Here is a 15,913-nt window from a genome sequence, read left to right as displayed (position 1 = left end):
GACGACGCCCCGTCCTTCGCCTGGAGCGAGGGACAGGGCGTCTGTTCTTTCAGCTGCGAGCCGCTCTTTCAGCGCGGGCGGACCCACGCCTTGGGCCAGTCGTCGAACTCGGTGACCTCCTGGTCGTCGACGAGCAGCGTGTACATGGACTCCTCGGGGAAGTCGCCGATGCGCAGGCGCAGTTCCTTGCCCTCCGCCTTGGTGCGCAGCGGGTGGAGCGGGTCCGACGTCTTCACCCACTCCAGCTTCTGCTTCATCAGTTGATCAGCCGTCATAGCTTTGCCTGTGGCTTGGCGTAGATGTTGTCCACGGCCTGGTTGGTACGCTGCGAGCTGTTGATGATCTTGTCGTACGCCTGCGCCTCGCTCAAGCCGCTCTTCTTGGCCTCACCGACGAGCTGCTCGAACGAGGGGCCGTCCAGCCGGCCGTACTTGAAGAAGTCGCGCGCCTTGAGCATCGCGGATTCGAACGTGCCCATGAACTGGCGCGCGTCCACGCGGGCCTGATGGCGGATGGAGTGCGCGGCCTTCGCGCGGTCCTCCAGCGACGCGCCCTGCGCCGCCAGCTTCGCGTCGTTCGCGGGGATGCCGGCGACCTGCTGCTTGTACCAGGCGCGGATCTCGCTGTTGGTCGTGGGCTTCTTCGCGGCGCCCACGTCCGTGCCGTTCACCTTCGCCGCCCCTTCCGGGTTGCGCGGGCGCGTGCGCGACGGGCTGCCGGTGGACATGTCGGAAGGCGGCCGGTTGGCCGTCGGGGGCGCCGAGTTCGACCGGGTGGGCTTCGTCGGCGTCGAGGACGGCGACGTCGTCGTGTTGGGCTTCGAGTCCACGGAGTTGCCGCGACGCGGCTGCGGCGTCGACTGCGTGGAGCGCACGCTCGAGCTTCGGTTGAGCTTCATGGGGGAGGCTTTCGGGGTCAGGAAGGAAAACCGCTTTCCCTTTTATCGCACTTGCAGGTAGGCGAGTTGCGACCTCTGCCTACCTTTCGTGCGCTGGCCCGATGTCCCCTATCGGTGGGCGGGTACGGGAAAGGCGTCATCCCCTGGCAGCACCAGGGTGATTTCCAGCCGGGGCTCCACGGCCACCGCCAGCGTGCCTCCCAGGCGCTCCGCGAGCTGCTGGAGCATGGCCTGCGTCCGCGCCGTCAGGGCCGCGCCAGGGCAGGCCCGGACGCGCAGCAGCCACTGGGAGGCCTCCTGGGCCGGGCCCAGGTGGACGTCCACGGCGACAGCGCCAGCGGAGCCCCGTGCGAGCGTGCGGGCGAGCAGCTCCCACTCCGCCCGGGCGCCCCTCACCGGCACGGTCCGCTCCGCGGGCAGCGTCAGCATGGCGGCGGCGCGGCCTCGCGTGGGTGCGAAGGCGTGCGTCAGCACGGGGCGCAGGTCATCCAGGCCCGGCACGGGTGGTGACAGGCGCCGGTCGATGAGTTCCTTCTGATCCGCGGCGACCTTGGCGATCCGCTCCAGGTAGCGCTGCGCCTGCGGGCCCAGCGGTCCGCCGGTGCCCTTGAGCATCATGTCCACGTAGCCCTTGATGACCATCAGCGGCGTGCGCAGGTCGTGCGCCGCGCGCGAGCGCCGCTTGTCCTGCACCGCCACGGTCCGCTCCAGGCGCCGCTTTGCTTCCAGCAGCCGGGCCTGCCGCGCGCCCTGGGCCACCTCGCGCGCGTGCGCCGCGAGCAGCGCCGGGGCGAACGCGCTGAAGCGCTTCACCACGCTCCGCTGCGACGTCGTCAGGGGGGCGGGCCAGATCTCCAAGACAGAGGACCGCTTCGTGGCATCCGCGCGACGGGCGGGGACATTGCCCACCTTCATCACGCACACGCGTCCTTCATAGAGGGCCGCGCCGGTCGCGCCGGTCAGCCGCAAGGACGCCTTGAGGAGAGCCTCCAGGCCCGCGCGCGTTCCTCCGCGCAGCGCCTGCTCGGCCACCGCCGTCAGCGTCGTTTCCATCCTGGCATCGAGGTCGTCCTCGATGCGCCGCCCCATCCAAGCCCCAGCCCGCACGCGCCAAGGAATGGCCATGCCCGTCAAGAGGCGCAATGGCTCCACCGGGGAGCACTTCCGTTCCGCACCAGGCAGCAATCCTTTACCCACCGTGATCGGCACTGGCGGACATTTTTACCGCCGTATGGGCAGCCCCCTCACGCCAAACCCTTGCTCTTGCTGGGAAAAGGTTTTGGCCAGCCGCTTGCTATCACCTGCCCACGTCAGGCTGGGCGGGAAGGGGCGGATGGGTACTCTCGATTACTACGCGACGATGGCTCGGATGGCGCCTGGGGCGCTCGCGAAGAGCGCGGTCCGCCGGGTCCAGAAGGTCGCACGGCAGGCGCTGTACCGCCGCCGGGAGCAGGTGGACGAAGCGCAGCTGCTGGAGTCGTTCGGCGCCACGCGCGCCGAGGAGCTGGTGACGCTCGCGCTGGATCACCGCACATCGCGGGCCTGGTGCGAACTGTCGCAGCGCGAGTCCGCTCGCGCCGCCATCCAGAAGCTTCCGGGCGCGAAGGCGCGCACGCTGGAGCGCGCCGCGAAGGCGCTCCGTCAGGAGTGGGACGTCTTCGGCACGCAGGTGGCCTTCGGTGAAGGCAAGCCGGTGGACTGGTCCCTGGAGCCGGTGAGCGGCCGGCACTATCCGGTGGATCCGGTGGAGCGCATGCCGCTGCACGTGACGGGCATGGATCCGAAGTACCCGTGGGTGATGGCCCGGCTGGACAGCGTGCTGGCCCTGGCCCAGGGCGCGTGGGTGGCGGACACGGAAGCGGAGCGCTCGCGCTTCGCCACGGCATTCGTCGCGCAGACGCTGGACTTCCTGCAGGCGAACCCCGTGGGCATGGGCGTCCATTGGACGTGCCCCATGGAGATTGCACTGCGCGCGGCGAATATCGCGCAGGCGCTGGCGATGTTCGCGGACGCGCCCCAGGTGCGCCGTCCGGAGTTCCTGGTGCCCGTGCTGGGCGCGCTCGCGGAGCACTGCGCTTGGGTGGAGGCCCACCTGGAGGACACCAGCGCGGTGCCCAACAACCACCTTGTCTCCAACTACGTGGGGCTCGCGGTGGTGGGGCTGCTCTTCCCGGAGCTGCCCGGCGCGCCCCGGCAGGTGGCGCTCGCGGCGAACGGCCTGCGCGCGCAGATGGAGGCGCAGGTCCACCCCGAGGGCACGTCCTTCGAGGGCTCCATTCCCTATCACCGCCTGTCGGTGGAGCTCTTCACCCTGGCCTACCTCATCGCTCGCGGCGCGGGCGTGTCTCTGGGCCCCGCGTATGAAGCGCGGCTGCGACTGATGTTCGTCGCGGCCCGCGCGTGGTCTTCGGAAGCCGGGCTGGCGCCGCAGATTGGCGACAACGACAGCGGCCGCGTGTTCCCGTTCCAGGATCGCGAGGACGGGGATCACAGCTACCTCGCGGGGCTGGGCGCGGCGCTCTTCAACGACGCGGGGCTGGGCGGCGGCGTGTTCCCGGACGAGGCGGCGTGGCTTGTGGGCGACGCGGGCCTGGTGCGTTTCAACGCGCTGCCCGTGGCTCCGGTGCCCGCGTCGGTAAGCTTTTCGGAAGGTGGCTTCCACATCTTGCGCGGCGAAGGGGTCGTGCTCACCGTCTCGGCCGGAAAACAGGGGCAGCGGGGCGTCGGAGGACACAGCCACAACGACAAGCTTTCCTTCGAGCTTCACCTCGCCGGCCGCCCTGTCATCGTCGATTCAGGCACGGGTTCGTACACGCGGGATCCGGCCCTGCGCAACGCGATGCGGAGCACCGCGGCGCACAACACGCTTCAGGTGGATGGGGCGGAGCAGGCCCCGTTGGATCCGGCGCGGCTGTTCGCGCTGCCGGAGGATGCCCGGGCTCGCGTCGTGGCCTTCCAGCCCGGCGCGAAGCATGACCGGTTGGTGGTGCGCCATGACGGCTACCGCCACCTGCCGGCCCCGGTAGGGATCGAGAGGACTTTCTTCCTCGACCGGCACGTGCGCGCGCTGGCCGTGGGGGACCGGCTCGTCGGAACGGGCCGTCATGAGGTGGTCGGACGTTTGCACCTGCCAGATGCGCAGGCGCGGTGGTGCCAGCCCGCGGCGGAAGTGGTGGCGCGGGCGGGGCGCGTGCAGGAGGGCCCGGAGGCCTTCGATGCACGGGCCCTGGAGATTGGACCGGCGGATGCACCCGCGGGTTGGGTGCTCTTCGGGCAGGGGTTGGAGACCCTGCTCGTGCCGTCTCGCTACTCGCCTGCGTATGGGCGCGTGGTGCCGGCGGTGTCGGTGGAGTTCCGGAGGCAGCTGACGCCTCCGGCATGGTTGGGGTGGGTGTTCGTCTTCAGGTGATTGGTGTGGGTCGGGACGTGTGAGCCGGCGAGGCAGCACGTCAACTGCTGGGAGTAACGACAATGCGCGTGATGGTTGGCAACCCGTTGCTGGGTCGGATTCAGAATCGGGAAGCGAAGGTGGGCGTGGTGGGTCTCGGGTACGTCGGTCTTCCGCTGGGCATGGCCTTCGCGGAAGCGGGCTTCCCGGTCACGGGGCTGGACGTCGACCAGCGCAAGATCGACAAGATCGCCAAGGGTGAGAGCTACATCAAGCACATCCCCAGCGCGCCGCTGGCGGAGCTCACCAACGCGGGCAAGCTCAAGGCGACCAACGACTTCGCGAAGTCGCGCGAGCTGGACTGCGTGGTCATCTGCGTGCCCACGCCGCTGACCGCGTCGCGTGAGCCGGACATGACCTTCATCATCCAGACGGGCGAGGCCCTGGCGCCGTACGTGCGCCCCGGCCAGCTCTTCATCCTGGAGTCCACCACCTACCCGGGCACGACCGAGGAAGTCCTCAAGCCGCTGCTGGAGAAGAACGGCCTCAAGGCGGGCGTGGACTTCTTCCTGGCCTTCAGCCCCGAGCGCGAGGACCCGGGCAACAAGGGCTTCAACACCAAGACGATTCCGAAGGTCGTGGGTGGCTACTCGCCCGCGTGCCTGGAGGTGGCGGTCGCCCTCTACGGCAGCGCGCTGAAGGAAGTGGTGCCTGTGTCGTCCACGCGCGTGGCGGAGCTGGCCAAGCTGCTGGAGAACATCTACCGCTGCGTGAACATCGCCATGGTCAACGAGATGAAGATGCTCTGCGACCGCATGAACGTGGACGTGTGGGAGGTCATCCAGGCCGCCAGCACCAAGCCCTTCGGCTTCCAGCCGTTCTACCCGGGCCCCGGTCTGGGCGGGCACTGCATCCCCATCGACCCGTTCTACCTGACGTGGAAGGCGCGCGAGTTCGAGTTCCACACCAAGTTCATCGAGCTGGCCGGTGAGGTGAACTGGCAGATGCCCTACTACGTGGTGCAGCGCACGATGGAGGCGCTCAACCAGAACAAGAAGGTCCTCAACGGCGCGAAGGTCCTCTGCATCGGCGCGGCGTACAAGAAGGACATCGACGACCACCGCGAGTCCCCGTCGCTGCGCGTGATGACGCTCCTCAAGGAGAAGGGCGCGGAGATCGCCTACCACGACCCGTTCGTGAAGGAGCTGCACAAGGGCCACGGCTTCAACATGGAGATGAAGTCCGTCCCGCTCGACCCGGAGACGCTCAGCCAGTACGACGCGGTGATGATCCTCACCGACCACTCGCACATCGACTACAACGAACTGGTCCAGCGCTCGAACATCGTCGTCGACACGCGCAACGCGACCAAGAGCGTCACCCAGGGCCGCGAGAAGATCGTCAAGGCGTAAGCCTGTAGCGAACAGGGCATGCGGGCAGGAGGGTCCTCGCTTCACGCCTGGCGCGTGAGGGGAGGGCCCTCGCCGCGTTTCTGGCTACAGTGCGTGGCCGTGCCTGGCTCCTCCCGCCCCCTGTTCCCGCTGTTCATGGCTGCGTCCCTGCTGATGGGCGCGGCGCCCGCTCCCGACCCTCGCGCGCCGTTGCTGGACGCGATGAGCGCGGAGCTTCAGCGCAACCAGCAGCAGCTCAAGGTGAACGGTCATGAAGCGCCGTACTTCCTGAGCTATGGCGTGAAGGACTACGAGTCGCGGTTGATCATCGCGCGCTACGGAGCGCTGTTCCAGGACGACGACTACCGCGAGCGCAAGCTGGGCGTGGACGTGCGCGTGGGCAGCTACGACTACGACAGCTCCGTGGCGGACTCGCTCGACTTCGGCTTCAGCACCAGCAAGGGCTCCAGCTTCACCGCGCGCAAGGACGGGCCGCAGGACGACTCACCGCTCGCGCTGCGCACGGCGCTGTGGCTCGTCACGGACGAGAAGTACAAGGCCGCCCTCTTTCAGTACCTGAAGAAGAAGGGCGAGGACGTCTACTCGGTGGAGGATCCCAAGCGCCCCGCGTCCTTCTCCAAGGAGACGCCGGCCACCTACGTGCAGCCGCCGGTGGCGTTCCCGTTTGATCGCCAGAAGTGGCGCAAGCTGGCGCGCGACGTGTCCGCGCGCTTCAACGCGCATCCGGAGTTGTTCGATTCAGAGGTGCGCATCACCGCGGACAAGATCACGCGGCTGTTCGTGTCCTCGGAAGGCACGCGCCTCATCACGGAGGAGACGCTCTACGCGTTGCACGTCTCCGCGGTGACGCGCGCGCCGGATGGACAGCTGCTCGACAACTCGCGCAGCTTCTACCTGCCCACGGAGGCGGGGCTGCCCGACGAGGCGCGCGTGCACGCGGCGGCTCGGAAGGTCATCGACGAGCTGCTCGCGCTGCGGCAGGCGCCGGCCATCACCCCGTACGCGGGCCCGGCCATCCTGGCGCCGGAGGCCGCGGGCGTGCTCTTCCACGAGACGCTGGGCCACCGTCTGGAGGCGGACCGGCAGGACGGCGACACCGACGGAAAGACGTTCAAGGGACAGGAGGGCAAGCAGATCCTCCCGGCGTTCCTGTCGCTGCGGGATGATCCGTCCAAGCGTGAGGTGAACGGTGAGCCGCTCAATGGCTACTACCTCTACGACGAAGAGGGCGTGAAGGGGCAGCCGGTGAGCCTGGTGGAGAAGGGCGTGCTCAAGGGCTACCTGATGAGCCGTCACCCCGTGGAGGGCTTCCCCAAGTCCAACGGCCACGGGCGCGGCCAGGGCACGCTCCAGCCGGTGGCGCGCATGGCGAACCTCATCGTGGACAGCACGAAGCAGGTGAGCGACGCGGAGCTGAAGAAGCTGCTCATCGCGGAGGCGAAGCGGCAGGGCAAGCCGTACGGGCTCATCATCCGCGACATCACCGGCGGCAACACCAACACGTCCAGCTACGGCTACCAGGCCTTCAAGGGCGTGCCGCGCATGGTGTACCGCGTGGACGTGAAGACCGGCGAGGAGACGCTGGTGCGCGGGGTTGAAATCGTGGGCACGCCGCTGTCGTCCGTGAACCGCATCCTCGCCACGGGCCAGCGGTTGGGCGTGTTCAACGGCTTCTGCGGTGCGGAGAGCGGCAACGTGCCCGTGTCCACCGTGGCGCCCGCGGTGCTGCTCCAGGAGCTGGAGCTGCAGCGCACCATGGAGGGCAAGGACCGGCCGCCGCTGCTTCCCAGCCCGGCCGCCCCGCAGAAGGGGACGGCCGGACCGGAGGTGAAGAAGGACTAGCCGACCTTCTTCATCACCACGTAGCCGGCGGCGGGGATGTTCACCGGGGTGTTCCCGCCGTTCAGCGTGGCGCCGTAGTTGCCGAAGTTGCCGCCGCCGTACGCCGCGGCGTCGCTGTTCAGCACTTCCCTCCACTGGCCCGGGGGCAGCGGCAGCGAGTAGCCCTCCAGGTTCTTCTTGTTGAGGCTGCCCACCACGAGGAACTCCTCGTTGCCCGACTTGCGCGTGAAGGCCATCACGCTGTCGTCGTTGTGGGTGTAGACGCGCTTCACCTCGGCCGCGGCGCTGAAGGCGTCGCTGCTGTTCCGCAGGCCGATGGAGTCCTTGTAGAAGTTGAAGGACTGCCGGCGGGTGACGTCCAGCATCGCGTCCCTGCGCTCGGAGGCGGGCAGGGCGGCCACTTCCGCGAACAGCTTCTTGTCGTCCGCGGAGAAGGCCTTGTACGCGCTGTCCTTCGCGCGCGCGTCCGGGGACAGCTCGAAGAGGCGCTCGTAGGTGGCCTTGGTGGTGTCGTTGAAGGTCACCTTGCCGAAGTCCACGCCCTTGCCCACGTCCTGCCAGCTCCAGTCGCTGTCCCAGGTGGACGGGTTGCCCCACTTGAAGGGGTTCTGGGCGCCGAACTCGTCACCCTGGAAGAACATGGGGATGCCGGGGCCGGCCATGCCGATGCCGGCGGCGAAGCGGGCGGCGCCGCGCGACCAGTTGTCCGGGAAGTCGGTGGGGTTGGCGCCCTCCGCGGTGTCCAGGGTGCGCTCCGCGTTCCCCACCTCGTCGTGGTTGGAGATGATGGACAGCGCGTGCTTCCAGCCGTCCAGGCCGCGCGGGTTCGTCATCAGGTTCACGAACGCGTCCACGTCCGTCTTCATCCCGCGCGAGGCGGCCTGGATCAGACCCGGCTTGCTGTTGTCGCGCACCAGCTTGTGCTGGAACTCCGTGTACCACTGGGCGTCGAAGCCGCCGCCCGTGCCGTCCGGCTTCGCCGGGCGCGAGATGTCCGGCTCGTAGTCGAACTGCTCCGCCACGGTCCACGCGTTGGGGTTGAGGAAGTGCACCTGGCGGTTGATCTCCCGGAGCATCTCCCAGCCGTCCTTGCCGCCCGTGCCCTTGATGGGCTCCGTGAAGTCGAAGCGCAGGCCGTCGAACTTCAGCTCGGCGATCTGCTGCACGGCGTGGTCCACGAAGAGCTGCTTCACCTGCGGCGTGTTGTACGCGGGCACGGCGCCCCACGGCGTGTCGCGCTGCTCGAACTGGCCGGGCTGCTTGGCCCAGTTGAAGTAGGGGTTGCTGGGGCCGCCCACGTTCCACAGGCCGTTGTGGTCGCCGAAGACGTGGTTGTAGACGACGTCCGACACCACGTTCAGGCCCTTGCCGTGGGCCGCGTCGATGAAGCGCTTGAGGGCCTCATCCCCCTCCACCCACTGGCCGTTCTCGTCCTCGAAGCCGAAGGAGCTCTCCGTGGCCAGGCTGTTGACGCCCAGGTAGCCCCAGTTGCGCGGGCCCTCCACCTCGTTGGTGGGCAACAGCTCCAGCGTGGTGACGCCCAGCTCCTTGAAGTAATCCAGCTTCTTGATCAGGTCCTCCATGGTGGAGCGGTTGGCGTTGCCCGCCTCGCCCAGGAAGCTGCCCGCGTGGAGCTGGTACACCACCCACTTGGACGGATCCTTCTCACGCGGGACGTCGTCGTTCTTGAACTGGAACGTCGTGGGGTCGGTGAGGATGGAGCCGCGGAAGTCCACGCCGCTGCCCTTGGTGATGAGGTTGCTCCAGGGGTCGTTCTCCGTCGACGCCCGGCGCTCCACATCGGACAGCTTGCCGTCGTTGTTCACGTCGTCGCGCAGGTGCAGCTTGCCCTGCGCGTCCTTGTCGAACACCTGGAACTCGTAGCGCAGGCCGACCAGCTTGTCCGGGTCGTTGACGAGCGCGGTCCAGGCGCCGGCCTGGTTGGTCATCTTGATGCGGCCGTCGTCGGAGACGTTGCGAGACCAGAAGTCGTTGAGCTTCCCGCCGTGCAGCTTGTCGATGAGGGTGTCGTCGAACTTGCCCAGGCGCTCCTGGAGCTGCTGCTTGTTGAGCGGGTTGCCGTCGCCGTCCTTGAGGACGAGGTACGCGCTGTCCGCGTCCTCCGCGCTGTCGATGTCGAAGCGCATCAGGCCGGTGGCGCCGGTGAAGTAGCGGTCCACCTCCTTGCCGCGCGTGGGGTCCAGGTAGAGCCGGTCCAGGCCGCGCTGCTCGCCCATCATCCGGCGCGCGTAGGGGTCCGGCCGGTCGCTGACAGCGCCCGTGGAGTCCACCACCTCGTAGACGTAGGCCTTGCCTTCCATCTGCGACCACGCGCCCTTGGCCTGCGTGGTCCAGTTGCCGCCCTCGTCGCGCGTCATGGGGATGCGCTGCTCGTGGCCCTGCTTGTCCGTCACCTTCACCTGCACGGCCCGCGCGTCCGGCGCCCAGAACTTGAAGTTCACGTCCTGGCCGGACTTCTGCGCGCCCATCGTGTGGTACGTCGTGGGCGAGTAGGACGCGGTGGGCTTGGAGAGGTCCAACTTGAGGTTGCCCTCGCCCATCACCGCCCACTGGTCCTTGCCGGACGGGCCGTCCACGCTGACGCCCCACTCCCAGTTGCGCGCCAGGCCGTCGTCCGCCACCTTCACCGTGGCCTCGTACTTGCCGTTGCCCAGCGACTTCATGGGGATGCCGCCAGAGGACCACTGCGCGTTGTAGCGGCCGTCCGCGTCCCAGCTGCCCTTGAGCTTCGGGTTGGTGAGCGCCGCGTGCGGGCCCGCGTCGTACGTGAAGGTGATGGTGCGGGGGGTGGGGTTCGCCACCGTCGCGCCGTTCTTCACCGCGGACGTGGGCGCGGCGCCCAACAGCGCGCTCGCGTTGGCGGAGCGGGCCAGGTTGCCGGTGCCAGCCACCGGGGCGCGGGCGCCGGACGCGGGCGTGGACTCGAAGCCAGACTGGTTGCGCTTCGCGGCGGCGGCCTTCGCGGCGGCGGCCTTCTGCCGCTCCGCCAGCGTGGCGGCATCCGTGGTGGTTCCCGTGGCGGGGGACGAGGTGCGGGTCGGGCGGTTGATTTTGGAATCAGTCACGGGGCAATCCTCCGGCGGCCCACGCATAGCGGGCTTGCTCAACTTGTCGGACTTGGGGCCTCCGGAGTTGTGTCCGGTGGCGTGGAAGTGGGCGAATGTGGGGTGGATGGCGCTTTGAGCTGCGGATTCCCAGGAATTCCACGCCCTTCCGGGCGTGGAGGGGCCGGAGGTGGGGTCAGCCGGCCCCCCTTGAAGCCGCGCAGGTACACGTAGCGGCGGAAGTCTCGGAGGAAGGCGTCCACGGGCAGGCCGATGGCCTCCAGGAAGCCTCCGGTGAAGTCCTGGCCCCCGCGCATGGCGGTGAGCACGCCGCGGACGCGCTTTTCGCCGTAGCGCTCCATGAGGAAGGCGAAGGCGTGGTGGGCGGCGCCGTAGACGGTGGCGTTCTCGGTCTCGTAGAGCGACTCGGCGCGGGCGAGCGGATCCGCCTGGGGGTACTGGTGGAGGAAGCGGGCCAGGTCCTCCAGGCTGGGGACGCGGTAGCCCTGGCTTGCGGTGTAGGAGGCCATGCCTTCGCTGAACCACAGCGGGATGCCCTTCTTCGTCCAGTCCGACACGGTGGCGGACGCCTGCCACATGAGGCTGTGGGTGAGCTCATGCAGGAGCAGCTCGTCCACCTGCTTCTGGGTGGCGCCGGCGCGCGTCCAGGTGCGGGGGCTCTGGACCTCCACCTGCTCGTAGCGGGCCCAGGCTCGCAGGAAGTCGTAGCCGGAGCGGCGGGCGGCGCGCTCCAGGGCGGCGTGGTTCGGGTGGATGACCAGGGTGACGGGCTCCTGGAAGATGCCCCAGCGGGCCAGGTGGGGCCCGGCGTTCTCCACGGCGCGGCGGACCATGTCCGCGGACTGGGCGTCCTTCGCGGAGTGCTCGAAGAGGAACTCACCGCCGGGCAGCGCCAGCGTGGCGGCGGGGCTGGGGGCCTTCTGCACGGAGGCGCACGCGGAAAGGAGCAGCGTCACCGCGAGCAGGGCGGGCAACTGGCTCCATCGTCCGGTACCGCCCACCCGCATCCAGCGTCCCTCTAGTTGGCCCCGAGCCAGCGGATCACCGTGCGGCCCACGTCCGCGACGGTGGAGAACGACGCTACCTCCGGGGCGGAGGGGCCGAAGTAGAGCATGGGCACGGCGTGCACGGTGTGTCCTCGAACCGACAGGTCCTCCACGTTGCCGTGGTCACTGCACACCAACACGCGCGCGTCGTCCGGCCGGGTGGCCGCCACGGCGCGCAGGAAGGCGTCGAAGGTATCGAGCGCCAGGCGGGCGGCCGTGAAGTCCTGGGCGTGGCCGGCCTCGTCGGCGAGGTAGTGCTCGAAGAAGGTGAAGTCCGCCTGTCCCGCGATGCGCCAGAAGAGGGCCGCGGCCTCGCCGGGCGTGCGGTGGGGCACGTCCAGTCCGTGCGCGCGCGCGGCGGCGCCGGTGATGTCGTGGGTGAGGCCGTCTCCGGCCCGCGCGTCGTCCAGCGTGCGCAGCGCTTCGCCTCCCGCGGCGAAGGCGAGCTTCGCGGCGGAGGGGCGCACCTTGCGCGCGGCGCGCTCCGGCAGGGTGAACTCCGGCGGGGACGTGGACGGACGCCGGGGGACGCCGAGCGCGTCCAGATACGGCGCGGGATACGCGTTGGCGAAGGTGGCGGTGCGGCCCGCGGCCTTGAGGCGCCGCACGATGGAGCGTTCCGCGAGCAAATCCCTCAGGGCGGTGTTGGGGTAGCCCAGCACGTGGCCGCCCACGAGGACGGGGGCGGGGTCCCCGGTGAGGATGGCCGTCTGGTTGGAGGCGGACTGGGGCCGGCCGGGCACGCCGAAGGTGGGGTCCACCGGGAGGCCCATGCCGCCATGGGGCAGGACGGGGACTGGGGCGTCCTGGAACCAGGCCAGGAGGTGGTCGCGGTCCGCGAGCGGGTTCACGGCCGGGTCCTTCCGTCCGATGCCCACCCCGTCGATGAACAGGACCGCGACGCGCACGGCCTGGGACTGTATCCTCGAATCCGACACGCATGGCCATCCACGGCGACCTCTTCAGCTACCCGCTCCCCGAGTTCCTTCAATGGCTGGACAGCTCCCGCAAGACGGGGACGCTCCAGCTGTCGTGGGAGGCAGGCGAGCGCAAGTTGTTCCTCTTGTCCGGCCAGGTGGGCGCCACCGCGAGCGAAGGCCTGCGCGGCCGGGTGGCCCGCCTGCTGTCGCTGCCGAAGCTGGCGGCGGGCACGCGCGTGCTGGCGGCGTTCGACGAACTGGCGCGCACGCCGGACGTGGACGCGGCCTTCGACGCGCACGGTGTCCAGGCAAGGTGGGTGCGCGACCTGGGCCGCGAGGAGCTGTTCGCGGCGATGACGGACCTGACCATCGCGGGGCAGGGCACCTTCCATTGGACGGAGGACGCGGACCGCACCGGTGAGGACTGGGTGCCGTCCGACATGAGCATCCGCGAGCTGCTCTTCGAGTCCCTGCGCTGGGTGGACGAGCAGGGGGACGTGGACAAGGCGCTGCCCATCGACGCGCTGAGCGTGAAGGCGCTGTCGCCGCCCAGCCCCAGCCAGCCGCTGATGCACCGGATCATCCTGGCGCTGACGACGACGCCGCAGAACCTGGGGCGGCTGCGGCTGTCCATGGGCGTGTCGCGCTCGTCGGTGACGCGCCGGGTGCACGAACTCTTGCGCGCGAAGCTGGTGGAGGTGGACGGCGCGCCGCAGGTGGAAGCGGATCCGGTGGCGGAGATGCTGGAGAAGGGCGCGGTGCTGATGCGCGAGGGCCAGTACGACGCGGCCGGCATCGTCTGCGCGTCCCTGCTGGCCAGCGACCCCGCGGACCGGCGCGTGCGCGAGTTCGCGCGCCTGGTGCAGCGCGAGCACGTGGCCGCGCTCTACGCGGACCTGCCGCCGCTGGTGGTGCCGCAGCTCATCCAGGCCCCCCAGGCGATGGTGATGCTCAAGCCGGAGGAGCGGCAGATCGCCGGGCTCGTCAGCGGGACGTGGGACGTGTCCACGCTGGTGCTGGCCAGCCCCGCGCGAGAGCTGGAGACGCTCAAGACGCTGGCGAAGCTGCACCGCATGGGGCTGTTGCAGCTCACGCTCCCGCGCTGAACGGAAGCGCCGTGGGCACCGGGCTCGAGCCGGGCCCACGCGCGCATCACCCGGCGGTCGGAAGCCCCACGGCGTTGAGTCGCACGAAGACCTGCATGAGGACGTAGAGCGCGAACGCCGCGTCGTCCACGCGCAGCTGCGGCAGCGTGGACAGGCCCTGCAGGCGCAGCAGGTCCGAACCGTCCACGTGCAGCAGGAAGGCCTGCTGGGCCAGGGAGCCTTCACCCGCGAACGCCATGGCGCGGCGGACGGCGTCGGTGCAGGCGGTGACGCAGGTGGTGTAGTCCCCGGCGGTGAAGGCGGCCTCCGCGGCCCGGGCGTGGTCGAAGAGGTCCCCCGGCGCCAGCGCGCTGGTGGGCCCCAGGAGCTTGCTGCCCGTGGACGGCGCCACGGCCATGGCGGGCACGGCGGCGGGCTCCACGCGCGGCGGAGCGGGCGTCGTCAGCGTGCGGGGCACGGGCGTGGCGGCGATGGTGGCGGCGGGACGATGCGCTTGGCGCGCAGGTCCTTGATGACCAGCCGGGTGATGGTCTTGAGCGCGTCCATCACGCCGCGGCCGTTGGCGGCGGCCGTCTCGAAGTCGGGGACGCCGCGCGGGTTGAGCTCCCGGCGCAGATCCTCCACGGAGAGGATGTTGTCCAGGTCCCGCTTGTTCCACTGCATCACCAGTGGGAAGCGGTCCAGGCGGATGCCGTTCTCCAGGAGGTTCTCCTCCAGGTTGGCCAGCGACTCGCGGTTGGCGTCCATGGCCTCCGCCTGCGAGTCCGCCACGAACACGACGCCGTCCGCGCCCTGGAGCACCAGCTTGCGGGTGGCGTTGTAGAAGACCTGCCCGGGCACGGTGTAGAGGGCCAGGCGCACGGAGCAGTCGCCCACGCGCTCCACCTTCACCGGCAGGAAGTCGAAGAACAGCGTCCGGTCGCCTTCGGTGGCGATGGACATCATCTCGCCGCGGTGGGCCGGGCGAACGGTCTCGTAGACCTTTCGCAGGGTCGTCGTCTTCCCAGACAGGCCGGGGCCGTAGAAGACGATCTTCGCGGCCACTTCGCGGGCCATCAGGTTCACGCTGCTCACGGTGTCAGCTTACCTAGAACGACTCGGCGCCCGGCGCCAGTTGCCGGGCGAACATTCGCGGGCGTCCCGGCCCGGTGCTCGGCCGCGAGCAGGGCGAAGAGGGCCGCTTCCTTCGCCTCTTCGGGGAAGCCCAGCACGTCCAGCCGCTCCAGCGGCACCGGGGCCAGACGCGCCCGCAGGTCCGCCATCAGCACCGGATTCCGCGTCCCGCCGCCGGAGGCATACACCGCCTCCAGCCGGGGAAAGCGAGGCCGCACCCAGGTGTCGAAGGCGCGCGCGGTGGCCTCCACGGTGAAGGCCCGCGCGGTGGCCATCAAGTCGTGGGGCTGCTCCGGGGCCGCCGCCCAGAGCCGGTCCACCAGCGGTTCTCCGAAGCCCTCGCGGCCAGCGCTGCGTGGTGGCGGCCGCGCGAGGAACGGATGCGCGAGCAGCTCCTCCATGAGCGCGGGGATCACCTGGCCCTGGGAGGACAGGCTCCCGTCCCGGTCGCACGCGAGCCGGCCCTTCGTCACCCGGCGCGCCAGTCCGTCCAGCACCATGTTCGCGGGCCCGGTGTCGAACGCGAGCGTGTCGTCCACGTGCTCGCCCACGACGCTGATGTTGGCGATGCCGCCCAGGTTGAGGAACGCGCGCGTGACGTCCGGCCGTTCGCGGTTCCGGAAGACGGCCCAGTCCAGGTAGGGCACGAGCGGCGCGCCCTGGCCGCCCACCGCCATGTCGCGGGTGCGGAAGTCGCTGACGACGGGCAGGCCGGTGCGCTCGGCGATGACGGCCGCTTCGCCAATCTGGAGCGTGGAGGCGATGGCGGACAGGTCCGAAGGCAGGTGGGCCATGGTCTGGCCGTGCGAGCCGATGACGTGGATGTCCTCGCGCTTCACGCCCGCGCGCGCGATGACGGCCAGCACGGCTTCGGCGAAGCGCTCCCCCAGCTCGAAGTTGAGGGCGCAGAGGCTCCGGGCGTCCTGCGGACCCAGCACCCGCGCGACCAGGTCCGGCGTGAAGGGATGGGAGACATGCGCGAGCAGCTGGAGCTTCACGTCCGCGCCGGTGCCGTCCACCCGGCACAGCGCCGCGTCCGCCGCGTCCACGCTGGTGCCGGACAGCACGCCCACGCACAGCCGGGGCGGCAGGGAGGGGGAGG

At 69.8% G+C, this 15,913-nt stretch carries 11 protein-coding genes and 1 pseudogene; 4 read left to right on the top strand and 8 right to left on the bottom strand.

Translation table 11 applies throughout. The features are described 5' to 3' along the window. Nucleotides 1–68 precede the first annotated feature (68 nt). The 3 genes from D7Y21_RS01955 to D7Y21_RS01940 all read right to left on the bottom strand — a co-directional run bounded on the left by D7Y21_RS01955 (nucleotide 69) and on the right by D7Y21_RS01940 (nucleotide 1,951). Nucleotides 69–257 (bottom strand): hypothetical protein, encoded by a 189-nt coding sequence (locus D7Y21_RS01955; protein WP_199724589.1) that lies wholly within the window; start codon nucleotides 255–257, stop codon nucleotides 69–71. A gap of 14 nt (nucleotides 258–271) precedes the next feature. Next, nucleotides 272–898 (bottom strand): hypothetical protein, encoded by a 627-nt coding sequence (locus tag D7Y21_RS41355; protein WP_147443363.1) that lies wholly within the window; start codon nucleotides 896–898, stop codon nucleotides 272–274. A gap of 108 nt (nucleotides 899–1,006) precedes the next feature. Further along, nucleotides 1,007–1,951, bottom strand: a complete 945-nt coding sequence (locus tag D7Y21_RS01940) for a histidine kinase dimerization/phospho-acceptor domain-containing protein (RefSeq protein ID WP_233611916.1) — start codon at nucleotides 1,949–1,951, stop codon at nucleotides 1,007–1,009. A 280-nt stretch (nucleotides 1,952–2,231) separates the two neighbouring features. On the opposite strand from D7Y21_RS01940, the gene D7Y21_RS01935 reads away from it, so the two are divergent. From D7Y21_RS01935 to D7Y21_RS01925, 3 genes are all read left to right on the top strand, one after another. Then, nucleotides 2,232–4,307 (top strand): alginate lyase family protein, encoded by a 2,076-nt coding sequence (locus D7Y21_RS01935; protein WP_199724590.1) that lies wholly within the window; start codon nucleotides 2,232–2,234, stop codon nucleotides 4,305–4,307. 71 nt (nucleotides 4,308–4,378) lie between these two features. Then, on the top strand, nucleotides 4,379–5,698 hold the full coding sequence (locus D7Y21_RS01930) for a nucleotide sugar dehydrogenase (RefSeq protein WP_120566557.1): 1,320 nt from the start codon (nucleotides 4,379–4,381) through the stop codon (nucleotides 5,696–5,698). A gap of 135 nt (nucleotides 5,699–5,833) precedes the next feature. Beyond that, complete coding sequence (locus D7Y21_RS01925; RefSeq protein WP_233611921.1) at nucleotides 5,834–7,540, top strand: TldD/PmbA family protein; 1,707 nt, start codon at nucleotides 5,834–5,836, stop codon at nucleotides 7,538–7,540. Here D7Y21_RS01925 and D7Y21_RS01920 read toward each other — a convergent pair. The 3 genes from D7Y21_RS01920 to D7Y21_RS01910 are packed head-to-tail and all read right to left on the bottom strand — an operon-like array spanning nucleotide 7,537 to nucleotide 12,580. Continuing rightward, a complete protein-coding gene (locus D7Y21_RS01920) occupies nucleotides 7,537–10,626 on the bottom strand; it encodes an alpha amylase C-terminal domain-containing protein (RefSeq protein WP_121710863.1) in 3,090 nt (1,029 codons plus the stop codon). The two genes, D7Y21_RS01925 and D7Y21_RS01920, sit on opposite strands and share 4 nt — an antisense overlap. A gap of 38 nt (nucleotides 10,627–10,664) precedes the next feature. Beyond that, nucleotides 10,665–11,633 carry a hypothetical protein gene (locus D7Y21_RS01915; RefSeq protein WP_121710861.1) on the bottom strand — a complete coding sequence of 323 codons (969 nt, stop codon included), beginning with the start codon at nucleotides 11,631–11,633 and terminating at the stop codon, nucleotides 10,665–10,667. Between the two features lie 11 nt (nucleotides 11,634–11,644). Then, nucleotides 11,645–12,580 carry a metalloenzyme gene (locus tag D7Y21_RS01910; RefSeq protein ID WP_121710859.1) on the bottom strand — a complete coding sequence of 312 codons (936 nt, stop codon included), beginning with the start codon at nucleotides 12,578–12,580 and terminating at the stop codon, nucleotides 11,645–11,647. 32 nt (nucleotides 12,581–12,612) lie between these two features. On the opposite strand from D7Y21_RS01910, the gene D7Y21_RS01905 reads away from it, so the two are divergent. Then, nucleotides 12,613–13,698, top strand: a complete 1,086-nt coding sequence (locus D7Y21_RS01905; RefSeq protein WP_120566505.1) for a DUF4388 domain-containing protein — start codon at nucleotides 12,613–12,615, stop codon at nucleotides 13,696–13,698. Nucleotides 13,699–13,744: 46 nt separating this feature from the next. On the opposite strand, the pseudogene D7Y21_RS43400 reads toward D7Y21_RS01905, so the two are convergent. Then, nucleotides 13,745–14,772 (bottom strand): annotated as a pseudogene (locus tag D7Y21_RS43400) (ATP/GTP-binding protein). Beyond that, a partial coding sequence (locus D7Y21_RS01895) for an anhydro-N-acetylmuramic acid kinase (protein ID WP_370037972.1) occupies nucleotides 14,769–15,913 on the bottom strand: 1,145 nt, incomplete at its 5' end. The gene D7Y21_RS01895 and the pseudogene D7Y21_RS43400, both read right to left, overlap by 4 nt.

Origin of the sequence: Corallococcus sp. AB045 (genome assembly GCF_003668895.1) — a bacterium.
GTDB classification, from domain to species: domain Bacteria; phylum Myxococcota; class Myxococcia; order Myxococcales; family Myxococcaceae; genus Corallococcus; species Corallococcus coralloides.
Note: the sequence above shows the minus strand (reverse complement) of the source record. Positions and strands in the feature narration are given on the sequence as shown.

Coding starts and splice junctions, on each gene's coding strand:
- D7Y21_RS01955 (WP_199724589.1), bottom strand. CDS start 257: ATGAAGCAGAAGCTGGAGTGGGTGAAGACGTCGGACCCGCTCCACCCG.
- D7Y21_RS41355 (WP_147443363.1), bottom strand. CDS start 898: ATGAAGCTCAACCGAAGCTCGAGCGTGCGCTCCACGCAGTCGACGCCG.
- D7Y21_RS01940 (WP_233611916.1), bottom strand. CDS start 1,951: ATGGAAACGACGCTGACGGCGGTGGCCGAGCAGGCGCTGCGCGGAGGA.
- D7Y21_RS01935 (WP_199724590.1), top strand. CDS start 2,232: ATGGGTACTCTCGATTACTACGCGACGATGGCTCGGATGGCGCCTGGG.
- D7Y21_RS01930 (WP_120566557.1), top strand. CDS start 4,379: ATGGTTGGCAACCCGTTGCTGGGTCGGATTCAGAATCGGGAAGCGAAG.
- D7Y21_RS01925 (WP_233611921.1), top strand. CDS start 5,834: ATGGCTGCGTCCCTGCTGATGGGCGCGGCGCCCGCTCCCGACCCTCGC.
- D7Y21_RS01915 (WP_121710861.1), bottom strand. CDS start 11,633: ATGCGGGTGGGCGGTACCGGACGATGGAGCCAGTTGCCCGCCCTGCTC.
- D7Y21_RS01905 (WP_120566505.1), top strand. CDS start 12,613: ATGGCCATCCACGGCGACCTCTTCAGCTACCCGCTCCCCGAGTTCCTT.